General features: G+C 70.9%; 14 protein-coding genes. 12 read left to right on the plus strand and 2 right to left on the minus strand.

Annotated elements, in window-relative coordinates:
• The first annotated feature begins 23 nt into the window (after window positions 1–23).
• The 6 genes from CcI49_RS04980 to CcI49_RS05005 all read left to right on the plus strand — a co-directional run bounded on the left by CcI49_RS04980 (window position 24) and on the right by CcI49_RS05005 (window position 8391).
• Window positions 24–2810 carry an ATP-binding cassette domain-containing protein gene (locus CcI49_RS04980; protein WP_076824625.1) on the plus strand — a complete coding sequence of 929 codons (2787 nt, stop codon included), beginning with the start codon at window positions 24–26 and terminating at the stop codon, window positions 2808–2810.
• Window positions 2807–3481 carry a GntR family transcriptional regulator gene (locus tag CcI49_RS04985; protein ID WP_054567577.1) on the plus strand — a complete coding sequence of 225 codons (675 nt, stop codon included), beginning with the start codon at window positions 2807–2809 and terminating at the stop codon, window positions 3479–3481. The genes CcI49_RS04980 and CcI49_RS04985 overlap by 4 nt, the downstream gene beginning before the upstream one ends.
• 91 nt (window positions 3482–3572) lie before the next feature.
• Complete coding sequence (locus tag CcI49_RS04990; RefSeq protein ID WP_076824627.1) at window positions 3573–5072, plus strand: aldehyde dehydrogenase family protein; 1500 nt, start codon at window positions 3573–3575, stop codon at window positions 5070–5072.
• 52 nt (window positions 5073–5124) lie between these two features.
• Window positions 5125–6864 (plus strand): class I adenylate-forming enzyme family protein, encoded by a 1740-nt coding sequence (locus tag CcI49_RS04995; RefSeq protein WP_076824629.1) that lies wholly within the window; start codon window positions 5125–5127, stop codon window positions 6862–6864.
• On the plus strand, window positions 6861–7493 hold the full coding sequence (locus tag CcI49_RS05000) for a TetR/AcrR family transcriptional regulator (RefSeq protein ID WP_076824631.1): 633 nt from the start codon (window positions 6861–6863) through the stop codon (window positions 7491–7493). The genes CcI49_RS04995 and CcI49_RS05000 overlap by 4 nt, the downstream gene beginning before the upstream one ends.
• Before the next feature lie 52 nt (window positions 7494–7545).
• A complete protein-coding gene (locus CcI49_RS05005) occupies window positions 7546–8391 on the plus strand; it encodes an enoyl-CoA hydratase/isomerase family protein (RefSeq protein WP_083749311.1) in 846 nt (281 codons plus the stop codon).
• On the opposite strand, the gene CcI49_RS05015 is transcribed toward CcI49_RS05005, so the two are convergent.
• Both CcI49_RS05015 and CcI49_RS05020 read right to left on the minus strand, forming a co-directional pair.
• Window positions 8388–8741 (minus strand): SDR family NAD(P)-dependent oxidoreductase, encoded by a 354-nt coding sequence (locus CcI49_RS05015; protein ID WP_235498015.1) that lies wholly within the window; start codon window positions 8739–8741, stop codon window positions 8388–8390. The genes CcI49_RS05005 and CcI49_RS05015 overlap by 4 nt on opposite strands.
• A complete protein-coding gene (locus tag CcI49_RS05020) occupies window positions 8738–9976 on the minus strand; it encodes a MaoC family dehydratase N-terminal domain-containing protein (protein WP_076824633.1) in 1239 nt (412 codons plus the stop codon). Before CcI49_RS05020 ends, CcI49_RS05015 begins: the two co-directional genes overlap by 4 nt.
• Before the next feature lie 407 nt (window positions 9977–10383).
• Between CcI49_RS05020 and CcI49_RS05025 the strand changes: the two genes are divergently transcribed.
• From CcI49_RS05025 to CcI49_RS05050, 6 genes are all read left to right on the plus strand, one after another.
• Window positions 10384–12210 (plus strand): NAD(P)/FAD-dependent oxidoreductase, encoded by a 1827-nt coding sequence (locus tag CcI49_RS05025; protein ID WP_076824635.1) that lies wholly within the window; start codon window positions 10384–10386, stop codon window positions 12208–12210.
• On the plus strand, window positions 12207–13046 hold the full coding sequence (locus CcI49_RS05030) for a glucose 1-dehydrogenase (protein WP_083749312.1): 840 nt from the start codon (window positions 12207–12209) through the stop codon (window positions 13044–13046). The genes CcI49_RS05025 and CcI49_RS05030 overlap by 4 nt, the downstream gene beginning before the upstream one ends.
• Before the next feature lie 116 nt (window positions 13047–13162).
• Window positions 13163–13993, plus strand: coding sequence for a TauD/TfdA family dioxygenase (locus tag CcI49_RS05035; protein WP_076824637.1), 831 nt, complete (start codon window positions 13163–13165; stop codon window positions 13991–13993).
• Entirely contained in the window at window positions 13990–16062 is a 2073-nt protein-coding gene (locus CcI49_RS05040) for an FAD-dependent oxidoreductase (protein ID WP_076824639.1), read from the plus strand. Before CcI49_RS05035 ends, CcI49_RS05040 begins: the two co-directional genes overlap by 4 nt.
• Window positions 16063–16177: 115 nt before the next feature.
• Window positions 16178–16936 carry an IgiC gene (locus CcI49_RS05045; protein ID WP_054567587.1) on the plus strand — a complete coding sequence of 253 codons (759 nt, stop codon included), beginning with the start codon at window positions 16178–16180 and terminating at the stop codon, window positions 16934–16936.
• 64 nt (window positions 16937–17000) lie between these two features.
• Window positions 17001–17795, plus strand: a complete 795-nt coding sequence (locus tag CcI49_RS05050; protein ID WP_054567588.1) for an IclR family transcriptional regulator — start codon at window positions 17001–17003, stop codon at window positions 17793–17795.
• Window positions 17796–17816: the final 21 nt, after the last annotated feature.

Consider the following 17816-nt stretch of genomic DNA (forward strand, 5'->3'; position numbering starts at 1 on the left):
GGCCGCGACCAAGGAGGAATCGCGTGACCGAGTTCTTCAACCTGGTGGTCGCGGGGCTGGTCACCGGCGCGTTATACGCGATCCTCGCGTCCGGCCTGACCCTCACCTACCAGACCTCCGGAGTGTTCAACTTCGGGCAGGGCGGCGTCGCCTTCTCGACGGCCTACCTGTTCTTCCAGCTCAACACCGGCCAGGGCCTGCCCGTCGTGCCGAGCGCGATTCTCTGCGTCGGCGTGTTCGCGCCGGCACTGGGCTGGCTGCTGCACCGGATCCTGTTCAACCCGCTGCGCGACGCGTCCATCGCGGCGCGGATGGTCGCCACCCTCGGCCTGCTCATCGCGCTGCCCGCGCTGTGCCTGTGGATCACCGCCATGCTGCGGGAGAAGGCCAGCCTGGACCTGCCGACCGTCGAGGACGTCTTCCGGTTCCCGGGCCTGGGCCCCAGCCCCAAGGAGATCTACAAGCTCGGCAACGGCCTGATCCTGGACAGCGACAAGCTGGCCATTCTCGGCGCCGCGATCTTCTCCGCGCTGCTGCTGTGGTACCTCGTGCGCCGCACCCGCATCGGCCTGGAGATGCGCGCCTCGGTGAGCCGGCCCGCCATCGCCGCCCTGCGCGGCGTCGACCCGGACCGGGCGTCCGCGGTCTCCTGGATCACCTCCTGCGGACTGGCCGGCCTGGTCGGCGTCCTGCTGGCCCCGATGTTCGGCCTGGCCAACTTCACCTACAACACGCTGCTGTTCGTCTCGATCCCCGCAGTGGTGCTGGCGCGTTTCGCCTCCATTCCGCTCGCGATGGCCGGCGGCCTGCTGCTCGGCGTCGCGCAGAACCTGGTGGACGGCTACGTCGACCTCGACATCACGGGATTCCCGACCGCCGTCCCGTTCATCATTCTCTTCCTGCTGCTGTTCTTCTTCGGCGCCGAACGCGGCCGTTCCGCCGGCACCACCCTGGAGGAGAAGCCGCCCGCCGAGGACCCGACCGAGGTCTCGCCGTGGCGCCGGCGTGCGCTGTGGGGCGTCGTCACCGTCGGTCTGCTCTCCTACACCGCCTGGGGCGCCACCGACTTCTGGGCCGGTCTGCTCGCCGAGGGCCTGGCCACCGCCATCGTGCTGATGTCGTTCACGGTCGTGACCGGCATCGGCGGCATGGTCAGCCTCGCGCAGGTCGCCTTCGTCCTCGCYGGTGCCTTCACCACCGGCATCCTGATCTCCCATGACGTCCCGTATCTGCCCGCGCTGCTCGCCGGGGTGGTCGTCGCCGCCCTGACCGGCGCCGTCATCGCGCTGCCGACCCGGCGTCTCGGCGGACTGCCGCTGGCGCTGTCCACGCTGGCGCTGGCGTTCATCGGCCAGAACCTGCTGTTCCAGATCCGCGACATCTCCAACGGCTCCGGCGGCTGGGCGATCCCGGCACCGGACCTGGGCATCGTCGACACCGCCAACCCCCGGTGGATGGTCGTGATGCTGCTGGTGCTGCTCGGGCTGACCATCTGGCTCGTCCACGCCCTGCGCACCTCCAGCACGGGCCGGGCGATGCTCGCCGTGCGCTCCAGCGACGTCGGCGCGCAGACCAACGGCATCGCCGTCGGGCGCATGAAGCTGCTGGTCTTCGTCATCTCCGCGGCCATCGCCGGGTTCGGTGGCGTGCTGCTCGCGACCACCCGCGGCCGGGTCACCAACACCGACTACGACGCGTTCCTCGGGCTGGTCTGGCTGGCGACCACCATCACCTTCAGCATCCGCCGCCCCGCCGGAGCCGTCCTCGCCGGCCTCGTCGCCGCGCTCGCCCCGCAGGCGTTCGAGAACATCCCGGACTCCACCCACTTCATGCAGATCCTCTTCGGGCTCGGCGCCATCGGCCTGGCCCGCGACCCGGACGGCGCGCTGGCCGCCATCGGCCGCGCCACCCAGCAACGTCGCCGCCGCCAGGCCAGCTCGACAGCAGGCGCGACCTCGCCTGCCCCGGCGGCTCCCTCGCCCGCGGTCGCTGTTCCGGTGGGCGGCGACGTGCCCACGGCCGCCGGTGCCCTCGAAACCGCGGTGGAGCCCGTCCTGCGGGTCCGTGGGCTGCACGCCGGCTACAACGACATCGAGGTCCTGCACGGCGTCGACCTCGTGATCGGCCCGGGCGAGGCGTTGGCCCTGCTGGGCAGCAACGGTGCCGGCAAGACCACGCTGTGCGCGGCGATCGGCGGCCTCGTCACCCCCACCGCGGGCATCATCGAGCTCGCCGGCGAGGACGTCACCGCGATCCCGGCGCAGCGCCGCCGGCGCGACGGCATCTACCTGGCGCCCGAGGGCCGCGGTATCTTCCCCGACCTCACCGTCGAGGAGAACCTGACGATCTGGCTGCGTGACCGGGACGAACGCGACCGCGCCTACGAGGCCTTCCCCTCGCTGGCCCGCCGCCGCGGGCAGGCCGCGGGTGCGCTTTCCGGCGGTGAGCAGCAGCAGCTCACGCTCGCCCCGGCGCTCGTCCGCCCGCCCCGCCTGCTCATCGCCGACGAGCCGTCGCTCGGCCTGGCGCCGCTGGTCACCGAGCAGATCTTCGCCGCGCTCGGCCAGCTGCAGCAGCAGGGAACGGCCCTGCTCATCGCCGAGGAGAAGACCCGCAACGCGCTGTCCGTCGCGGGGCGCGCCGCCTTCCTCACCGTCGGCCACATCACCTGGGCCGGCCCGACCAGCGAGCTGGACACCGAGGCGCTGGCCACCGCCTACCTCGGCACCGCCACCGCCGGCGCCACCGCCGGCGCCGCCGCGGCCGCCCCTGCCACAGCGGCGACCGCGGCCGTCCAGGTGGCTGAATGACCCGGACCAGGCAGCACATGGAACGTCGCAGCAGCGGACGTCAGGTCGCGGACCACATCCGCGGCCTGATCTTCAGCGGCGCGCTGCGCCAGGGTGACCGCGTCCGCCAGGACATGATCGCCGAGGAGCTGGGCGTCAGCCGCATCCCGGTGCGCGAAGCGATGATCACGTTGGAGAGCGAGGGCTGGATCGCGATCGAGCCGCACCGCGGGGCGTTCGTCCACGGCCTGGACCGCAACTCCGTCATCGACTACTACGCGCTGCTGGGCCACCTCTACGGTCTGGCGGCCGAGCAGGCCACCGAACGCGGTGACCCGGCCGGCTTCGCGGCGCTGGCCGCCGCGGAGCGCCGGCTGTGCCAGGCCGAGGACGCCGAGGAGCTTCTGCGGGCCAACGAGCAGTTCCTCCGCCAGATCTTCGCGATGGCGAACTCGCCCCGGCTGTCGTCGTTCTCCCGGCTGATGACCGGGATCATCCCGGGCAACTTCTTCGCCCTCGTTCCCAGCACCATCGGGGGGCAGAAGAGCGGAGTGGCCGCCGTCATGCGGGCGATGGCGGCCGGCGACGGCGGCAGCGCGGCGGCGGAGTTCATCCGCATGCTGCGCAGCCACGGCGGGCATGTGGTGGAGCTGCTGGACGCACGCGACATCCTCTGGCACCCCGCGGCCTGACCGGCGGGCGGCCGCCGGCCGCCCGCCGCGCGCCGCCCGCCGGCGACACCCTCCACACGACCATCTCGTTGCAGGAACAGGAGCCAGCTCGATGTCCGACACCTCTGCCGCCCCGGCGGACACCTCCGTGTTCTCCGAGCCGCGGCTGCTGATCGGCGGCGCCCTGGTGCAGGCGCGGGCCGGCCGCACCTTCACCAACATCAACCCCGCGACCGAGCAGGTCCTCGGCCTGGTCGCCGACGCCGGCGCCGACGACATGGACGCTGCCATCGCCGCCGCCCGAACCGCGTTCGACGCCACCGACTGGTCGACGAACACGCAGCTGCGGCTGCGCTGCCTGCGCCAGCTGTCGGAGGCCCTGGAGCGCCACAAGGAGGAGCTGCGCGGGCTGACCGTCGCCGAGATCGGTGCTCCGGTCTCGCTGACCCACGGCCCGCACCTCGACGCGGCGTTGGGGATCGTCTCCTACACGGCGGACCTGGCCGAGAAGTACATCTGGGACACCGACCACGGCGTGTACGACTCGCCGGTCACGTACTCCACCAGCCGCCGGGTGGTGGCGCGGGAGCCGGTCGGTGTCGTCGCGGCGATCACGCCGTGGAACGTGCCGATGCAGATCAACCTGGCGAAGGTGGTGCCCGCGCTGGCCGCCGGTAACACGGTGGTGCTCAAGCCGGCACCGGACTCACCGTGGACGGCCACCGTGCTCGGCCGCCTCGTCGCCGAGGAGACCGACATCCCGGCCGGGGTGTTCAACGTCGTGACGACGTCGGACAACCAGGTCGCACAGCGCCTCGCGGAGGACCCGCGGGTCGACATGATCAGCTTCACCGGTTCGACCGCGGTGGGCCGGCACCTGATGGCCGCCGCGGCGCCGACCATCAAGAAGACGTTCCTGGAGCTGGGCGGCAAGTCCGCGCACATCGTGTGCGACGACGCCGACCTCGGCAAGGTCATCCCGATGGCGGCCACGGTCGCCTGCTTCCACTCCGGGCAGGGCTGCGCGATCGACTCCCGGCTGCTGGTAGCCCGCCCGCTCTACGACGACGCCGTCGCCGCCATGAGCGAGGCGCTGGCGAACTTCCCCTACGGCGACCCGACCGACCCGTCGGTGCTGATGGGCCCGCAGATCAGCGCCCTCCAGCGGCAGCGGGTCCTCGACCTGATCGCCGTCGGGGTGGCCGAGGGGCAGAAGGTCGCCGTCGGCGGCGGTGTGCCCGCGCACCTGCCGACCGGATTCTTCACCGAGCCGACCCTGTTCGTCGACGTCGACCCCGACTCGGCCATCGCCCAGCAGGAGTTCTTCGGCCCGGTCGCGGTGATGATCCCGTTCGACACCGACGACGACGCCGTCCGCATCGCGAACAACTCGATCTACGGGCTGGCCGGGTCGGTGAGCTCCGGTTCGCTGGACCGGGCGATGGGCATCGCGCGGCGGGTGCGCACCGGCTCCATCAACGTCAACGGCGGCCAGTACTACGCGCCTGACATGCCCTTCGGCGGGTACCGGCAGAGCGGCCTGGGCCGTGAGATGGGTGTGCCCGGGTTCGAGGAGTACCTGGAGACCAAGGTCATCGCCGTCGGAGTCTGACCCGGCCGCCGACCAGTCCCGAAAGACCGAAGACCGAAGCCTGGAGGAAACCATGGCAGGCTGGCCCGATCTCACCCGCATCCCGCCGTCGCTGCTCCCCGTCCTGACCGGGCCGGGCGCGCCGTTCGAGCTGGTGCGCGAGGACGTCCGCGGGGTCGAGATGGCGGTCTTCGCCCAGCGGCCGCGCAGCCTGCCGGAGCTGCTCGCCGCGGCCGCCCGGGAGCATCCCGACCGCCCGTACCTGGTGCTGCCGGAGCGGACGGTGACCTACCGTGAGGCCGCCGACGCCGCGCGGGCAGTCGCCGCGGTGCTGCGGAGCCGTCACGGGATCTCCGCCGGCGACCGGGTGGCCCTGGCCGGAGCCAACAGCGCCGAGCACGCGCTGACGATCTGGGGCGTGCTCCTGCTCGGCGCCGTCGTCGTCGGTCTCAACGGCTGGTGGACGGGACCCGAGCTCGCCGCCGGTCTGGCGCTGACCGAACCGGCGCTGCTGGTCGCCGACGAGCCCCGGCTCGCCCGCCTCACCCAGCTCGACGCCGACGCGGGCAGCAAGGTGGTCGCGGAAGCGGTCGCCGGCGCGGTGTCGTTCACCGACCTGGTCGCCGCGGCGGCGGGGACGGCCGGTGAGACCGGGGCACCGGCCTTCGCGCCGGCCACCGTCGGGGAGGACGACGCCTGCGCGATCCTGTTCACCAGCGGTACCAGCGGCCGTCCGAAGGGAGCGTTGATCAGCCACCGTGGGCTGGTCAACTTCGCGATGGACGCGGCGCTGCGCGGCGCGGTCGAGGCCGTCTCCGGGGCCGCTCCCCCGCCGGCGGGTACGCCCGTGTCGGTGCTGACCGGGCCGTTCTTCCACATCTCCGGGCTCGGGCCGCTGACGGCCGTGGCGCCCCGGTCCGGGATGACGCTCGTTCTTCCGGCGCCCGGCCGCTGGGATCCCGCTGTCCACCTGGAGCTGACCGCCCGCCACGGCGTCACCCAGTGGAGCGGCGTGCCGACCCAGATCCTGCGTCTGCTGGAGCATCCCGACCTGGACCGCATGGCCCGGCCCACGGTCAGGGGAGTCGGCTGCGGTGGCGCGACGATCTCACCGGAGCTGCCCCGCCTGCTCGAGCAGCGGATGCCGGGTATTCCGCTGACCAACGGCTACGGGATGACCGAGACCTGCGGCCTGGGCACGGCGATCAGCGGCCCACGCCTCGCTGCGCATCCCACCTCGGCGGGCGTGCCCACACCGACCGCCGAGGTCGCCGTCCGGGACGAGACCGGTGCCGAGATCACCGACGGACGGATCGGCGAGCTGTGGATCCGCTGCCCGAGCACCTTCCTGGGCTACTGGGGCGAGCCGGTCAGCCCGGTGGACGACCAGGGCTGGTACCCCACCGGGGACTACGGCCGGTTCGACGGTGGTCTGCTCCAGGTCGAGAGCCGGCTGCGCGACATGATCGTGCGCGGCGGCGAGAACATCTACCCGATCGAGATCGAGAACCGCCTCCTCGAACACGCCGATGTCGCCGACGCCGCGGTGATCGGGGTGTCGCACCGGGAGCTGGGCCAGGAGGTACTGGCCGTGATCGTCCCCCGCGACGGCGCCGTGATCGACCCGGCCGACGTCCGCGCCTGGGTGGGCACGTCGCTGGCGGCCTTCAAGGTGCCCGCACATGTCACGACCGTGAGCGATCTCCCCCGTAACACCACCGGCAAGGTCCTCAAGCAGGCCCTGCGTGAGCGCTTCGACGTCCCGCCCGGCGCCGACGCGGGCACCGAGAGCCCGACCGCGGCGGCCCGATGACGACCGCCTCCCCGCGCGAGCTGCGCCAGCGTGAACAGGCCGAGCGGGTCCGTGAGCGGGTCCTCGACGCCGCGGAGGAGCTGTTCGGCCGGCACGGCTTCCGCGAGACCAGCCTGCGGCAGGTCGCCGAGCGGTGCGAGATGTCGGTCGGGGCACTCTACCTGCACCTGCCCAACAAGGACGAGCTCCTGCGGGCGGTCATCGATCGGCGCGGCCTGCCGCTGCTGGACCGGATCCGCTCCTTCGCCGAGGCGGACGGGGCGGGCATCGACCTGCTGGTGGGACTCGTCCGCAGCGAGATCATGTTCTACCGGGCTTTCCCGGACTTCGGCCGGCTCATGAGTCGGCTCTACTCGTCGGGCCTCGCCGTCTCACCTCAGCTCAGCGAGGACATCGCCAACGGGTACACGGACGCGATGCGGTTGGAGGCCGAGGTGATCGCCCGCGGGCAGCGCGATGGCACGATCTGCGGCGGCGACGCCGACAGCCTCGCCCGGCTGCTCGCCTCGATGGTCGGCGCCTACCGCAACGCCGAGGCGACCCGCCCCGACGGGACGGCCGGCATCGCGGAGGAACAGTTCGTCGACATGGTCCGCCGCGCGTTCGCCGCACCAGCCGCCGCCGGCTGACCACAGGCACGGCTCCTGCGCGAGCCCAGCAGACACGGAAGGATCCCAGTTCATGACGGCCACGAGCGACCACCAGCCAGCCGGAGGGGCCGGCGAGCAGCACGCCCGGCTGACCGAGCACGACGGCATCCTCACCGTGACGATCGACCGCCCCAAGCTCAACCTCATCAGCGCCCAGGTCACCAGCACCCTCTGGCACGCCGCCAACCTGCTCTCCGACCGGGACGACCTGCGCTGCCTGGTCATCACCGGTGTCGGGCGGTACTTCACCGCCGGCGTCGACCTGTCCGAGCCCGTCGGCAACCGGCAGGGAAACCCGGAGACGGAGCACCTGCACCCGGGCTGGAACATGCGGCGCAACTACCGCAGCCACCACGCGCTCTACGACGAGTTCGAGGCGATCGAGAAGCCGATCATCATCGCGGCGCAGGGCAGCTGCCTGGGCGGCGGGGTGGAGATGGCGGTGTCGTGCGACTTCCGGTTCTGCACCCCACAGGCCGAGTTCGCGGTGCCGGAGATCCACATCGGGGTGCTGGCCGGCAGCGGCGGCACCAGCCGGCTCACCCGCATCGTCGGCCCCGCCTGGGGAAAGTGGATGGCGATGGCCGGCCGCAAGGTCACCGCCGAGCAGGCGCTGCGGATCGGCCTGGTGCACGACATCTTCCCGGCGGAGACGTTCCTGGAAGACGTGTACGCGTTCTGCCGCGAGCTCACCACCATCCCGGCCGAGGCGCTCGGCGTGGCGAAGCTCGCCGTCGACATGTACGCCGACATCTCCGACCGCACCGCCCAGCGCCACCTCGACCGCCTGCTGGTCACCAACCTGCTGAACACCCCGGAGTTCAAGGAGCGCAGCGCCCGCCTCGGCTTCGGCGGCGCGAAGAAGCCGAAGGGCTAGGTAAAGGCCTTCGCCGGCCCCGTGCTCGCCGCCGACGGCCAAGGAGTCAGGTGTTGCGGCCCCCGTTGACTCCGATCACCTGGCCTGTGATGTAGCCGGCCTCGTCGCGGACAAGGAACGCGCAGGCCGCTGCTATCGACTCCGGCCTGGATGGCGGCGGAGTCCGTCACATCAACAGCCAGGCCGAGGGATCTGCCGCCGCCGGCCGCGATCAGGGCGGCGGTCTCCTCGGCGGTGGCGCCGTTCAGATCGAAGACCGCCACCGCGAGTCCGTCCACGGCCAGCCGGCGAGCGATCGCCGCGCCGATTCCCGATCCGCCACCGGTGACGATGGCCACCCGACTGTTCACTGACCGGCTCCCCTGTCGGCGCCGGGCGGCAGCTCGACCTCGGCCGTACAGTCCACCAGAACCTGTCCGTCCTGATTCACGAGCCGCAGCCTGATGTGGACGAGCGGGGCACCCCAGGCCGAGTCGGTTTCCTTACCGACGACTTCGGCGTCGAAGTAGGTGACGTCTCCCTCGAAGGCAGGAGCACGGAAGTTCGCCCTGGTGTGGCGCACCATGCCTTCGACGCCAGCCCAGTAGGCGAGGTAGTCGGTGCACCAGGCGCCCATCGTGGCGCCGTACCCGTAGGCACGGGACATGCCGATCTCGCCGGCCTTGTCCGCGTCGACATGGCCACGCGACGGGCCGACGTAGAGGCCGTCGCGCAACCGCGGATCGATCCGAGCGCCGTCCTCGTCGAAGCCGAACCCGTCCACCCAGCCCGGGTCCTGATTGATCCATGGATCCTCGACACCCGGCGGTGCCACCCAGTGCGCCGTGCCCCAGATGCCGAAGACGAACGCGCGGTACTCGGTGGTGAAACTCGCGATACTGTGCGGGCCGATCACTCGACGCGGCAGTCCGGCGCCGACTTCCACATCGTCGAACCGCGGCGAGACGCCCAGGCGGTTCGACAGGATCCATTCGTGGCGAACCCTTTCGATCTCCGCGAGTTCCCCGGCGGTCCAACGCTTCACCGCCCCGAGCTGCTTGTCGTACATGCCACGACGTTCCGCCTCCGCCGCCAGGTAACGGATCGCCGTCGAGCGCTCGCGCGCCACCAGGGTGCCGTGCTGGTTGGTGTGGACCGTGTCGCCGCGGGAGAACATCGTCGGTCCGGCGAACTTCGTCTCGACCACCTTGTAGTCGTGGAAGCGCCTTTGCTGGAAGAGCTGGTCGCCCACATGCACGCGCGCGCCGTAGAACCACCACTCCTCACCGCCGAAGATGAGATGGCTACCGGGGATGTGGCCCACGCAGGCCGGCTGGGCGCCATGCCCGAAGTCCAGCGCGACCGCCATCGACTGAGGCGCGATGATGCGGCCGTATCTCGACCCGCGGGCGAACTCCTCGTCCCAGTGCAGCGGGTTCGGGTAGTCCATGGCCATCACCCAGCGGCGGATGTCCGAAGCGCTGCAGGGATCCCACAGCTGCCCGCCACCGACCAGCTGGCCCACACGATGGTCGACGTCGGACAGGTCGAGCCTGGTTCCTGACGAGTCCGCGCCTGTCGGTGCCGTCGTGCTCTGTTCACTCATCCTGCGCTCCCGACTGTCGGTTTGACGTCCACGGGAAATGCTCGCGCCGGCCACGAGCTGCTCACCCACGCCAGAAGGCCCGCCGCGCTGCTGACGCACCGGCCCGCGACCACGGCTGGCGGCTGCACCGCCCGCCGGAACGTGGCGCGTTGTACTGGCGACCGGGGCTGGGGGTCCCCCGCCGAGGCAGGTCGGGCGACCAGCGGCGGCACCAGGAAGACCGTATGGCGGATATTGACACCACGATGCGGTCTCGTCCAGAGTTCCTCGGGACAGAGGTCACCGACAGGACCCGCCACGAGCTGCTCTCGACAGCCCGACCTGCTACGCCCCGGCCTCCAGGACTCCCCGACCCTCCGGCGCCGACGACTCACATCCCTGTGACAATCCCGAACCGAGGATCTCGCATGCAGACCTGCGCACCGACCGAGACGCCCGAGGTCGACCAAGCGGCTCTCCGGGAGAAATACCTGACCGAGCGCGACAAGCGGCTTCACCCGGAGGGACAGAAGCAGTACCTGGAAGCCGAAGGCGAGTTCGAGGATTTCTACGAGGCCGACCCGTACACGCCGGTCGTGCCGCGCCCGCCGGTCTCCGCGGATATCGACGTGGCGATCCTCGGCGGCGGCTTCGCCGGCCTCATCACCGCGACCAGGCTCAGGCAGGCCGGGGTCACCGATCTGAGAATCCTCGAGTTCGGCGGCGACTTCGGCGGCGCCTGGTACTGGAACCGCTATCCCGGCATCCAGGTCGACTCGGACAGCTACTGCTACCTGCCGCTGTTGGAGGAGACCGGGTACATCCCCACCCAGAAGTACACCTTCGGCGACGAGGTCCGCGAACACTGTCAACGCATCGGCCGGCACTTCGGCCTTTATGAGAACGCCATGTTCAGCACGCTCATCCGGTCGCTCGGGTGGGACGCCTCGACCAGCCGCTGGAAGATCGGCACCAACCGGGGAGACGAGATCCGGGCCCGTTTCGTCGTCATGTGCCAGGGGCCGTTCAACCGGCCCAAGTTACCCGGAATACCGGGCATCTCCGACTTTGCAGGCCATACGATCCACACGGCCAGATGGGACTACTCCTACACCGGCGGCGACGTCCACGGCGGTCTCGACAAGCTCGCCACGAAGCGGGTGGCGGTGATCGGTACGGGCGCCAGCGGTGTCCAGGTGGTTCCGCATCTCGCCCGCGCCGCCGAGCACCTCTATGTCTTCCAGCGCACGGCGTCCTCCATCGATCAACGCGGCAACGCGCCGACCGATCCCGAATGGGTGCGGACGTTACGCCCTGGCTGGCAGCGGGAGCGGCAGCGCAGCTTCCACACGGCTGCCTACGAGGCGTTCGGCCCAGGCCAGCCCGACCTTGTCTGCGACGGGTGGACCGAGATCAGCCGCAACCTGCAGGCGCATCTCGATGCCACCGACGGGTGGGCGGCCCTCGCCGACCCGGCGACGTTCCTCGCACTGCGCGAGACGGTGGACTACCAGGTGATGGAGAGGCTGCGCCAGCGCGTCGAGGCCATCGTCGAGGATCCGGTGACGGCTGAGGCCCTGAAGCCCTACTACCGTTTTCTGTGCAAGCGGCCGTGCTTCAACGACGACTACCTGCCAACCTTCAATCTGCCGAACGTAACCCTGGTCGACGTGTCGAGCACGAAGGGCGTCGAACGGATCACCGCGAAAGGCGTCATCGCCCACGGCATTGAGCACGAGGTCGACTGCATCGTCTTCGCGAGCGGTTTCGAGATCACCACCGATCTCGACCGGCGCCTCRCCATCCACCCGTTCACGGGACGTGATGGCATTTCACTCTACGACCACTGGGCGAAGGGCTATCGCACGCTGCACGGTATCACCAGCCACGGCTTCCCCAACCTCATGTTCACCGGGTACATACAGGGCGGTATCACCGCCAGCGTCACCTCCATGTTCGAGCAGCAGGCCGACCACATCGCCTACATCATCGCCGAGGCCCTTGCCCGCGGCGTCAGCACCGTCGAGCCCACCGCCGAAGCCCAGGACGAATGGGTCGCCACCATCAGGGCGACCGCGATCGACAACACCACCTTCGTTCGGGAATGCACACCCGGCTACTACAACAACGAGGGTGAGCAGGAGATTCGTTCGGTCCTCGGCGATCCCTACTGGCCCGGTTTCTACGCCATGGAGGACCTGCTGCGGGCCTGGCGTGAGACGGGCGAGCTGACCGGTCTCGCGCTGGGCCGGTGAGCACCTTGACAGCCCCACTGTTCTCCTACCTCGACCGCCGGGTCCTCGTCGTGGGTGGCGGGCGGGGCATCGGGCGGGCTGTCGCGCTGGCCCTGGCACGGGCCGGGGCAGATGTCGCGGTCGCCGCCCGCGGCCGTGAGCAGCTCGATGCCGTTGTCGCGGAGATCCAGGCACTGGGGCGGCAGGCATGGGCGCTACCGGTCGATCTGACCGAGCCCGGCGCGCCGGGCGACCTTGTCGAGCGCGCCCTCGCCGCGCTCGGCAGGATCGACGTCCTGATCAACTCGGCCGGCGACACCGGTCGCCTCGAACGTGGGACCTTCAACGTCACCACCGACGACTTCGACCACGTCTTCGGGCTGCATGTTCGYGCCGCGCTGATGACCTCCATCCGCGCCGCCGAGTCGATGAGGGACCGCGGCGTCGCGGGCGCGATCCTCACCATCACCTCGGTCGGCGGGTGTTTCCCGTCGCCCGGGGCAGTGCTGTACGGGGCCGCGAAGGCGGCTCTCAACCACCTCACGTCGACCCTGGGCATGGAGTTCGGAACACACGGGATCAGGGTGAACGCGATCGCTCCAGGCCCGGTCGAGACCGAGCTCATCGCCGACCGGCTCACCACAGCCGAGGACCGGGCCGCGATGGCGTCCTTCTATCCGCTCAATCGGATCGGGCATGTGGACGACGTCGCCGCGGCGGCGCTCTACCTCTGCTCGGCAGAGGCGTCATGGGTGTCGGGTGTGACCCTCCTGCTCAACGGCGGGCAGCACGCGTCCAACGGCATGTTCCGCTGGCCGCGGACCCACAATCCGGTACCGCCCGGGCGGCACATCTGACCCTCTCAGGGGACGGACGCATGACGCGAGCACCCGCCGGGCGACATCCCGCGGGCCGAACGAGACGACGCGAAGCCGGCCGCCGACGAGCCGGGCCGCGCAGGAAGGAGCACCAGATGGCCGCAATCGCGACGAAGAAGCTGTCGGAACGGATCGGGGTCGAGCTCCTGGACATCGATCGCGAGCGCCTTCTGCATGACGACGAGTTCCCGGACGCCTGCCTCGCCGCGCTGGCGGAGCACGGAGTTCTGCTCTTCCGGGAAATTCATCTCGACGATGAGGCGCAGGTGGAGTTCTGCCGAAGGCTGGGCGAGCTGGCCCGCTTCCGCGGCTATCGGCTGCCGGAGGTAATGGAGATCAACTTCGAGCCGTCGAACCGCAACGCCGAATACTTCCGGAGCAACGACGGCTGGCACATCGACGGCTGCCTGGACGGCGGCCCGCCACCGAGGGCCGGGGTGCTGACAGCGCGCGTGGTCGCCGACCACGGCGGCGAGACCGAGTTCGCCAGCAGTTACGCCGCGTACGAGGCTCTCTCCGAGGCGGAGAAGGAGCAGTACGCGAAGCTGCGCGTCGTGCACACCTTCGAGGCGGTGCAGCGGCGCAGCTACCCGGACCCGACGCCGAAGCAGCTGGCCGAGTGGGCCTCACGCCCCATGCGGGAGCACCCGCTGGTGTGGGAGCAGCGGTCCGGGCGGCGGTCCCTCGTGTTCGGGCACACGGCTTCCCACATCGTCGGGATGGACCGTGACGAGGGGCGGGCGCTGCTGGCCGGGCTGGAGGCCCGGGCCACCACGCCGGACAAGGTGCTCCGGCACAGCTGGTCCGTCGGCGACACGGTGATCTGGGACAACCGGGGCCTGCTGCACCGCGCCTGCGCATTCGACCGGACCCGGCCGCGCAGCATGCACCGCACCACCCTCCTCGGCGACGAACCGATCCGTTGAGGCACTACCCAGCGCTGTTCCAGCCGGGCAGGCTCGGGCCGCGCACCACCCGCAACCGGGTCTGGATGACGGCCCACGCCACCGAGTTCACCACCGACCACACCTACTCGGCCACGCATGCCGCCTACTACGGTGAGCGGGCCGCGAAGGGCGTCGCCGTCATCACGATGGAGGCGACAGCGGTCCATCCCACAAGTCAGCCCCGCACGGGCGTCGTGCTGGCCTACGAGCCCTCGGTGGTCGAGAGCTACCGCACGGTGGCCGCCGCGGTACAGCCGCACGGCACACTGCTCCTCGCCCAGCTCTGGCACCGCGGCCGGGAGACCGACAGCATCGTGAGCCGCCTGCCGGTGTGGGCGCCGAGCCCGGTCCCGTGCGCGGTCTACCGGGAGATCCCGCACGAGATGACGGCCGCCGAGATCGACGAACTGGTCGAGGGCTACGCCCGCTCCGCGGCTCTCGCGGTCGACGGCGGCCTCGACGGCGTCGAGATCCACGGCCTGGCACATGGATACCTGCTCGGCCAGTTCCTCTCCCCCGCGACCAACCACCGCACCGACGACTACGGCGGCTCCCTCGACAACCGGTTCCGCCTGGTCCGGCGCATCATCGAACGCGTGCGTGCGGCCGTACCGGCGACCATGGTGGTCGGCATCCGGATCAACGGGGACGACGGCGACGTCGAGAACGGGCTGCGGACCGCGGACTGGGCGGAGATAGCCCGGCGCATCGCGGCCACCGCGGCGGTGGACTACATCTCCGTCTCCCAGGGCACCTACCTCGACCGGATGCTCATCTACGGCGCGTCGCCCACACCCATGGGTCACCAGATCACGGCGACCTCGTCGATCAGGTCCGCCGTCGGCGAACTGCCCGTCGTCGTCGTGGGCCGCATCACCACGCCGGACATGGCCGAAGGGGTGTTGCTCCGCGGCGACGCCGACTTCGTCGGCATGGCCAGGCAGCTCATCGCCGACGCCGACTGGGTGCGGAAGGCGGCCGAGGGACGCGCGAACGACATCCGGCCCTGCGTCGGCGCGAACCACTGCATCGCGTCGATCGCTCGCACGGCGCTCTCCTGCGTCCACAATCCCGCCGTCGGCCGGGAGGCCGTCCTCGCCGCGGCACCGGCCACGCCCTCGACACCGGCCACGCCCTCGACGCCGGCCACGCCCTCGACACGTGCCTCGGCCAGGAGCGTCGCGGTCGTCGGCGCCGGGCCGGCAGGGCTACGGGCCGCCCTAACCGCCGCCGAGCTCGGCCGGGAGGTCACCCTGTTCGAGCGTGCCGACACGACCGGTGGCCAGGTGCGCTGGCTCGGCGCCGTCGAGTCCTACCGGGAGTGGCTCGGCATCACGGACTGGCTCACCGATCAGCTGCTCAAGGCCGGTGTCACCATCAGGCTGGGCCATGCGGCGACGGCCGCGGACCTCGCCGGCCAGTTCGACGCCTACATCATCGCGACCGGATCGTCACCACGCCGGGACGGGTGGACGGCGTTGCGCCCGGCCCGCTGGGCGCCGGGCGCGCCCGCCGTGCCAGGAACAGACCAGTGGAACGTCTTCACCGTGCAGGACGTGCTCGGCGAGCAGGTGAACCTGCCGGCCTCGGTGCTCGTCGTCGACGACCTCGGGGATCGCCGGGCGCTCGCGGTCGCCGAGCATCTCGCCGGCGGTGCGCGGCGGCGCACCGTCGAGATCGCGACGCGGCTGACGCACGTCGGAGCAGGGCTCACCGACAGTCACGATCTGCCGTCCGTCACAGGTCGCCTGCGCCGGCTCGGCGTGCGGCTGTCCGCAGGCGTCGAGCTCGTCGAGATCAAGGACGACCGGGTCACGCTCGCGGACGTCCACAACGGCGAGCGGCAGCAGCGCGAGCCCGTCGACGCGGTGGTGCTGGTGACCGGACAGCGAGCGGACGACGGTCTGCTCCGGGAACTCAGCGCCATCGAGAGGCAGGTCGTGGGCGTAGGCGACTGCGTTGCCCCGCGCCGGGTGTTCGACGCGGTCTGGGAGGGCGAGCTCGCGGCCCGGCGGCTCGTGGGCGTGTCCGCGGCCAGCGTGTCATGAGTCTGCGCCGCGGGAGGTGCCCGCGTGGGCCGGGAGCACTCGCCGCGCTCCGAGGCACAGGGCGCCGACTGGTGCGTGTCCCTGGCGATCCGTCCCTCGCGACCAGGAGGCTGTGATGTCTGGCGATCCACTCGGCTACCGGGCCAGACTCGGTGTCGTGACGCCGTCGGTCAACACGGTGGTACAGCCCGAGTATGACGCGATGCGCCCCTACGGCGTGACGAACCACATCGCCCGCATCCACATCCCCGAGAAGCCGATCGACGGCGACGTGGGGTTCCAGGAGCTCGTCGACGCCATCGACCGCGGCCTGGACGATGCCGTCCAGCGGGTGCTCTGCGTCGAGCCGACGTGTGTCGTGATGGGAGTGTCCATCGAGGCGGTGTACCGGGGCGGTGTCGGCGCCGCGCGGGCCATCGAGCGGCGGCTCAACACCCGTTTCGGCGAGCTGACGCTCATCCATGCGGCGGACGCGCTGCCGGCCGCGCTGCGCGCTCTCGGTGTCGACGACGGGCCGATCTCCCTCGTGACGCCGTACATGCCGGACGCGGACGCGCATCTGAAGGCCTTCGTCGAGGAGATCGGCTACGGATACCAGCAGGCGATCCACCTGCGGGCGCCCACGCCCCTGCAGATCTCGCACACGCCCGAGGCGGACGTCCGCGCGGCGCTCACCGAACTCGCCGCCGGGCGACCGCGCGCGATCATCCAGTTCGGCGCGAACCTGTCCATGGCGCGGCTGGCCGACGAGGCGGAACGATGGCTCGGGCTTCCGGTCGTCGCCGTCAACACGGCGACGTACTGGCACGCGCTGCGCCGCCATGGGATCCCCGACCGGCGTGAGGGATTCGGCTCCCTCCTGCTCCGGCACTGACGGTCCCCGCGACGCGACGCGGCGGGCAGACGAACCGACGACCAGACGAGAGGCACCGGCAGGCGTGCACGACGACAACCGCAACGACACCGAGCAGGGCCCGCCCGGCGTGACGCGCGACAGTGACGCCGTCCAGGTACTGCACCGCCAGGCTCTGATCCTGGACTGCTTCTCCCGGGGACAGCCGCGGCTGCGGGCCTCCGACGTCCGGGCCGCCACCGGCCTCCCGACAACGACGGTGGCCCGGATCCTGCGCTCACTCGTCCAGGAGAACCTGCTCCAGCGAACCGGCGACTACTACTCGATCGGGCTACGGGTGATGGCCTGGTCGGCCGCGGCGACCGCCGGTTCCGACCTGATCGACGCGGCCAGGCCCATCGTGCGAGACCTGCGTGACCGCACCGGCGAATCGTGCATCGTCTACGTCCGCCAGGGCGGCGCCCGAGTGGCCGTGCTCATGAGCCACTCAGAACAGTCGATCATCTACCAGGGCAAGGTGGGCCAGATCCAGCCGCTCAACGCGGGTGCCGCCGGCAAGATCTTCATGGCCCACGAGCCGGAGGCGCTCGCACTCGCGCTCGACGCCGGCCTGCCCGCGTTCACGCCGAACACCGTCACCTCCGTCGACCGGCTCGCCGACGACCTGGCACTCACCCGCCAACGCGGCTGGGCGTACTCGCCCGAGGAGCGCGAGCGAGGGCTCAGCTCCATGGCGGCTCCGCTGACGGATGCACGCGACGCCCTCGTCGGGGCGTTGGCCATCGGCGCGCCCGCGTTCCGGCTCTCACCCGAGAGCGCCGCCCAGCATGCCCCGGCCCTCGTCGAGTGCGCCAAGGCGATCTCGCAACAGCTGCTCTGATGTCCACATATGACGTGCGCC

The organism is Frankia sp. CcI49 (assembly GCF_001983215.1).
Classification (GTDB): domain Bacteria; phylum Actinomycetota; class Actinomycetes; order Frankiales; family Frankiaceae; genus Parafrankia; species Parafrankia irregularis.

Excerpts from the sequence above, each read along its gene's own strand:
- CcI49_RS05000 (WP_076824631.1), top strand. The coding sequence starts at position 6,861 with ATGACGACCGCCTCCCCGCGCGAGCTGCGCCAGCGTGAACAGGCCGAG.
- CcI49_RS05045 (WP_054567587.1), top strand. The coding sequence starts at position 16,178 with ATGTCTGGCGATCCACTCGGCTACCGGGCCAGACTCGGTGTCGTGACG.
- CcI49_RS04995 (WP_076824629.1), top strand. The coding sequence starts at position 5,125 with ATGGCAGGCTGGCCCGATCTCACCCGCATCCCGCCGTCGCTGCTCCCC.
- CcI49_RS05020 (WP_076824633.1), bottom strand. The coding sequence starts at position 9,976 with ATGAGTGAACAGAGCACGACGGCACCGACAGGCGCGGACTCGTCAGGA.
- CcI49_RS04990 (WP_076824627.1), top strand. The coding sequence starts at position 3,573 with ATGTCCGACACCTCTGCCGCCCCGGCGGACACCTCCGTGTTCTCCGAG.
- CcI49_RS05005 (WP_083749311.1), top strand. The coding sequence starts at position 7,546 with ATGACGGCCACGAGCGACCACCAGCCAGCCGGAGGGGCCGGCGAGCAG.
- CcI49_RS04985 (WP_054567577.1), top strand. The coding sequence starts at position 2,807 with ATGACCCGGACCAGGCAGCACATGGAACGTCGCAGCAGCGGACGTCAG.
- CcI49_RS05035 (WP_076824637.1), top strand. The coding sequence starts at position 13,163 with ATGGCCGCAATCGCGACGAAGAAGCTGTCGGAACGGATCGGGGTCGAG.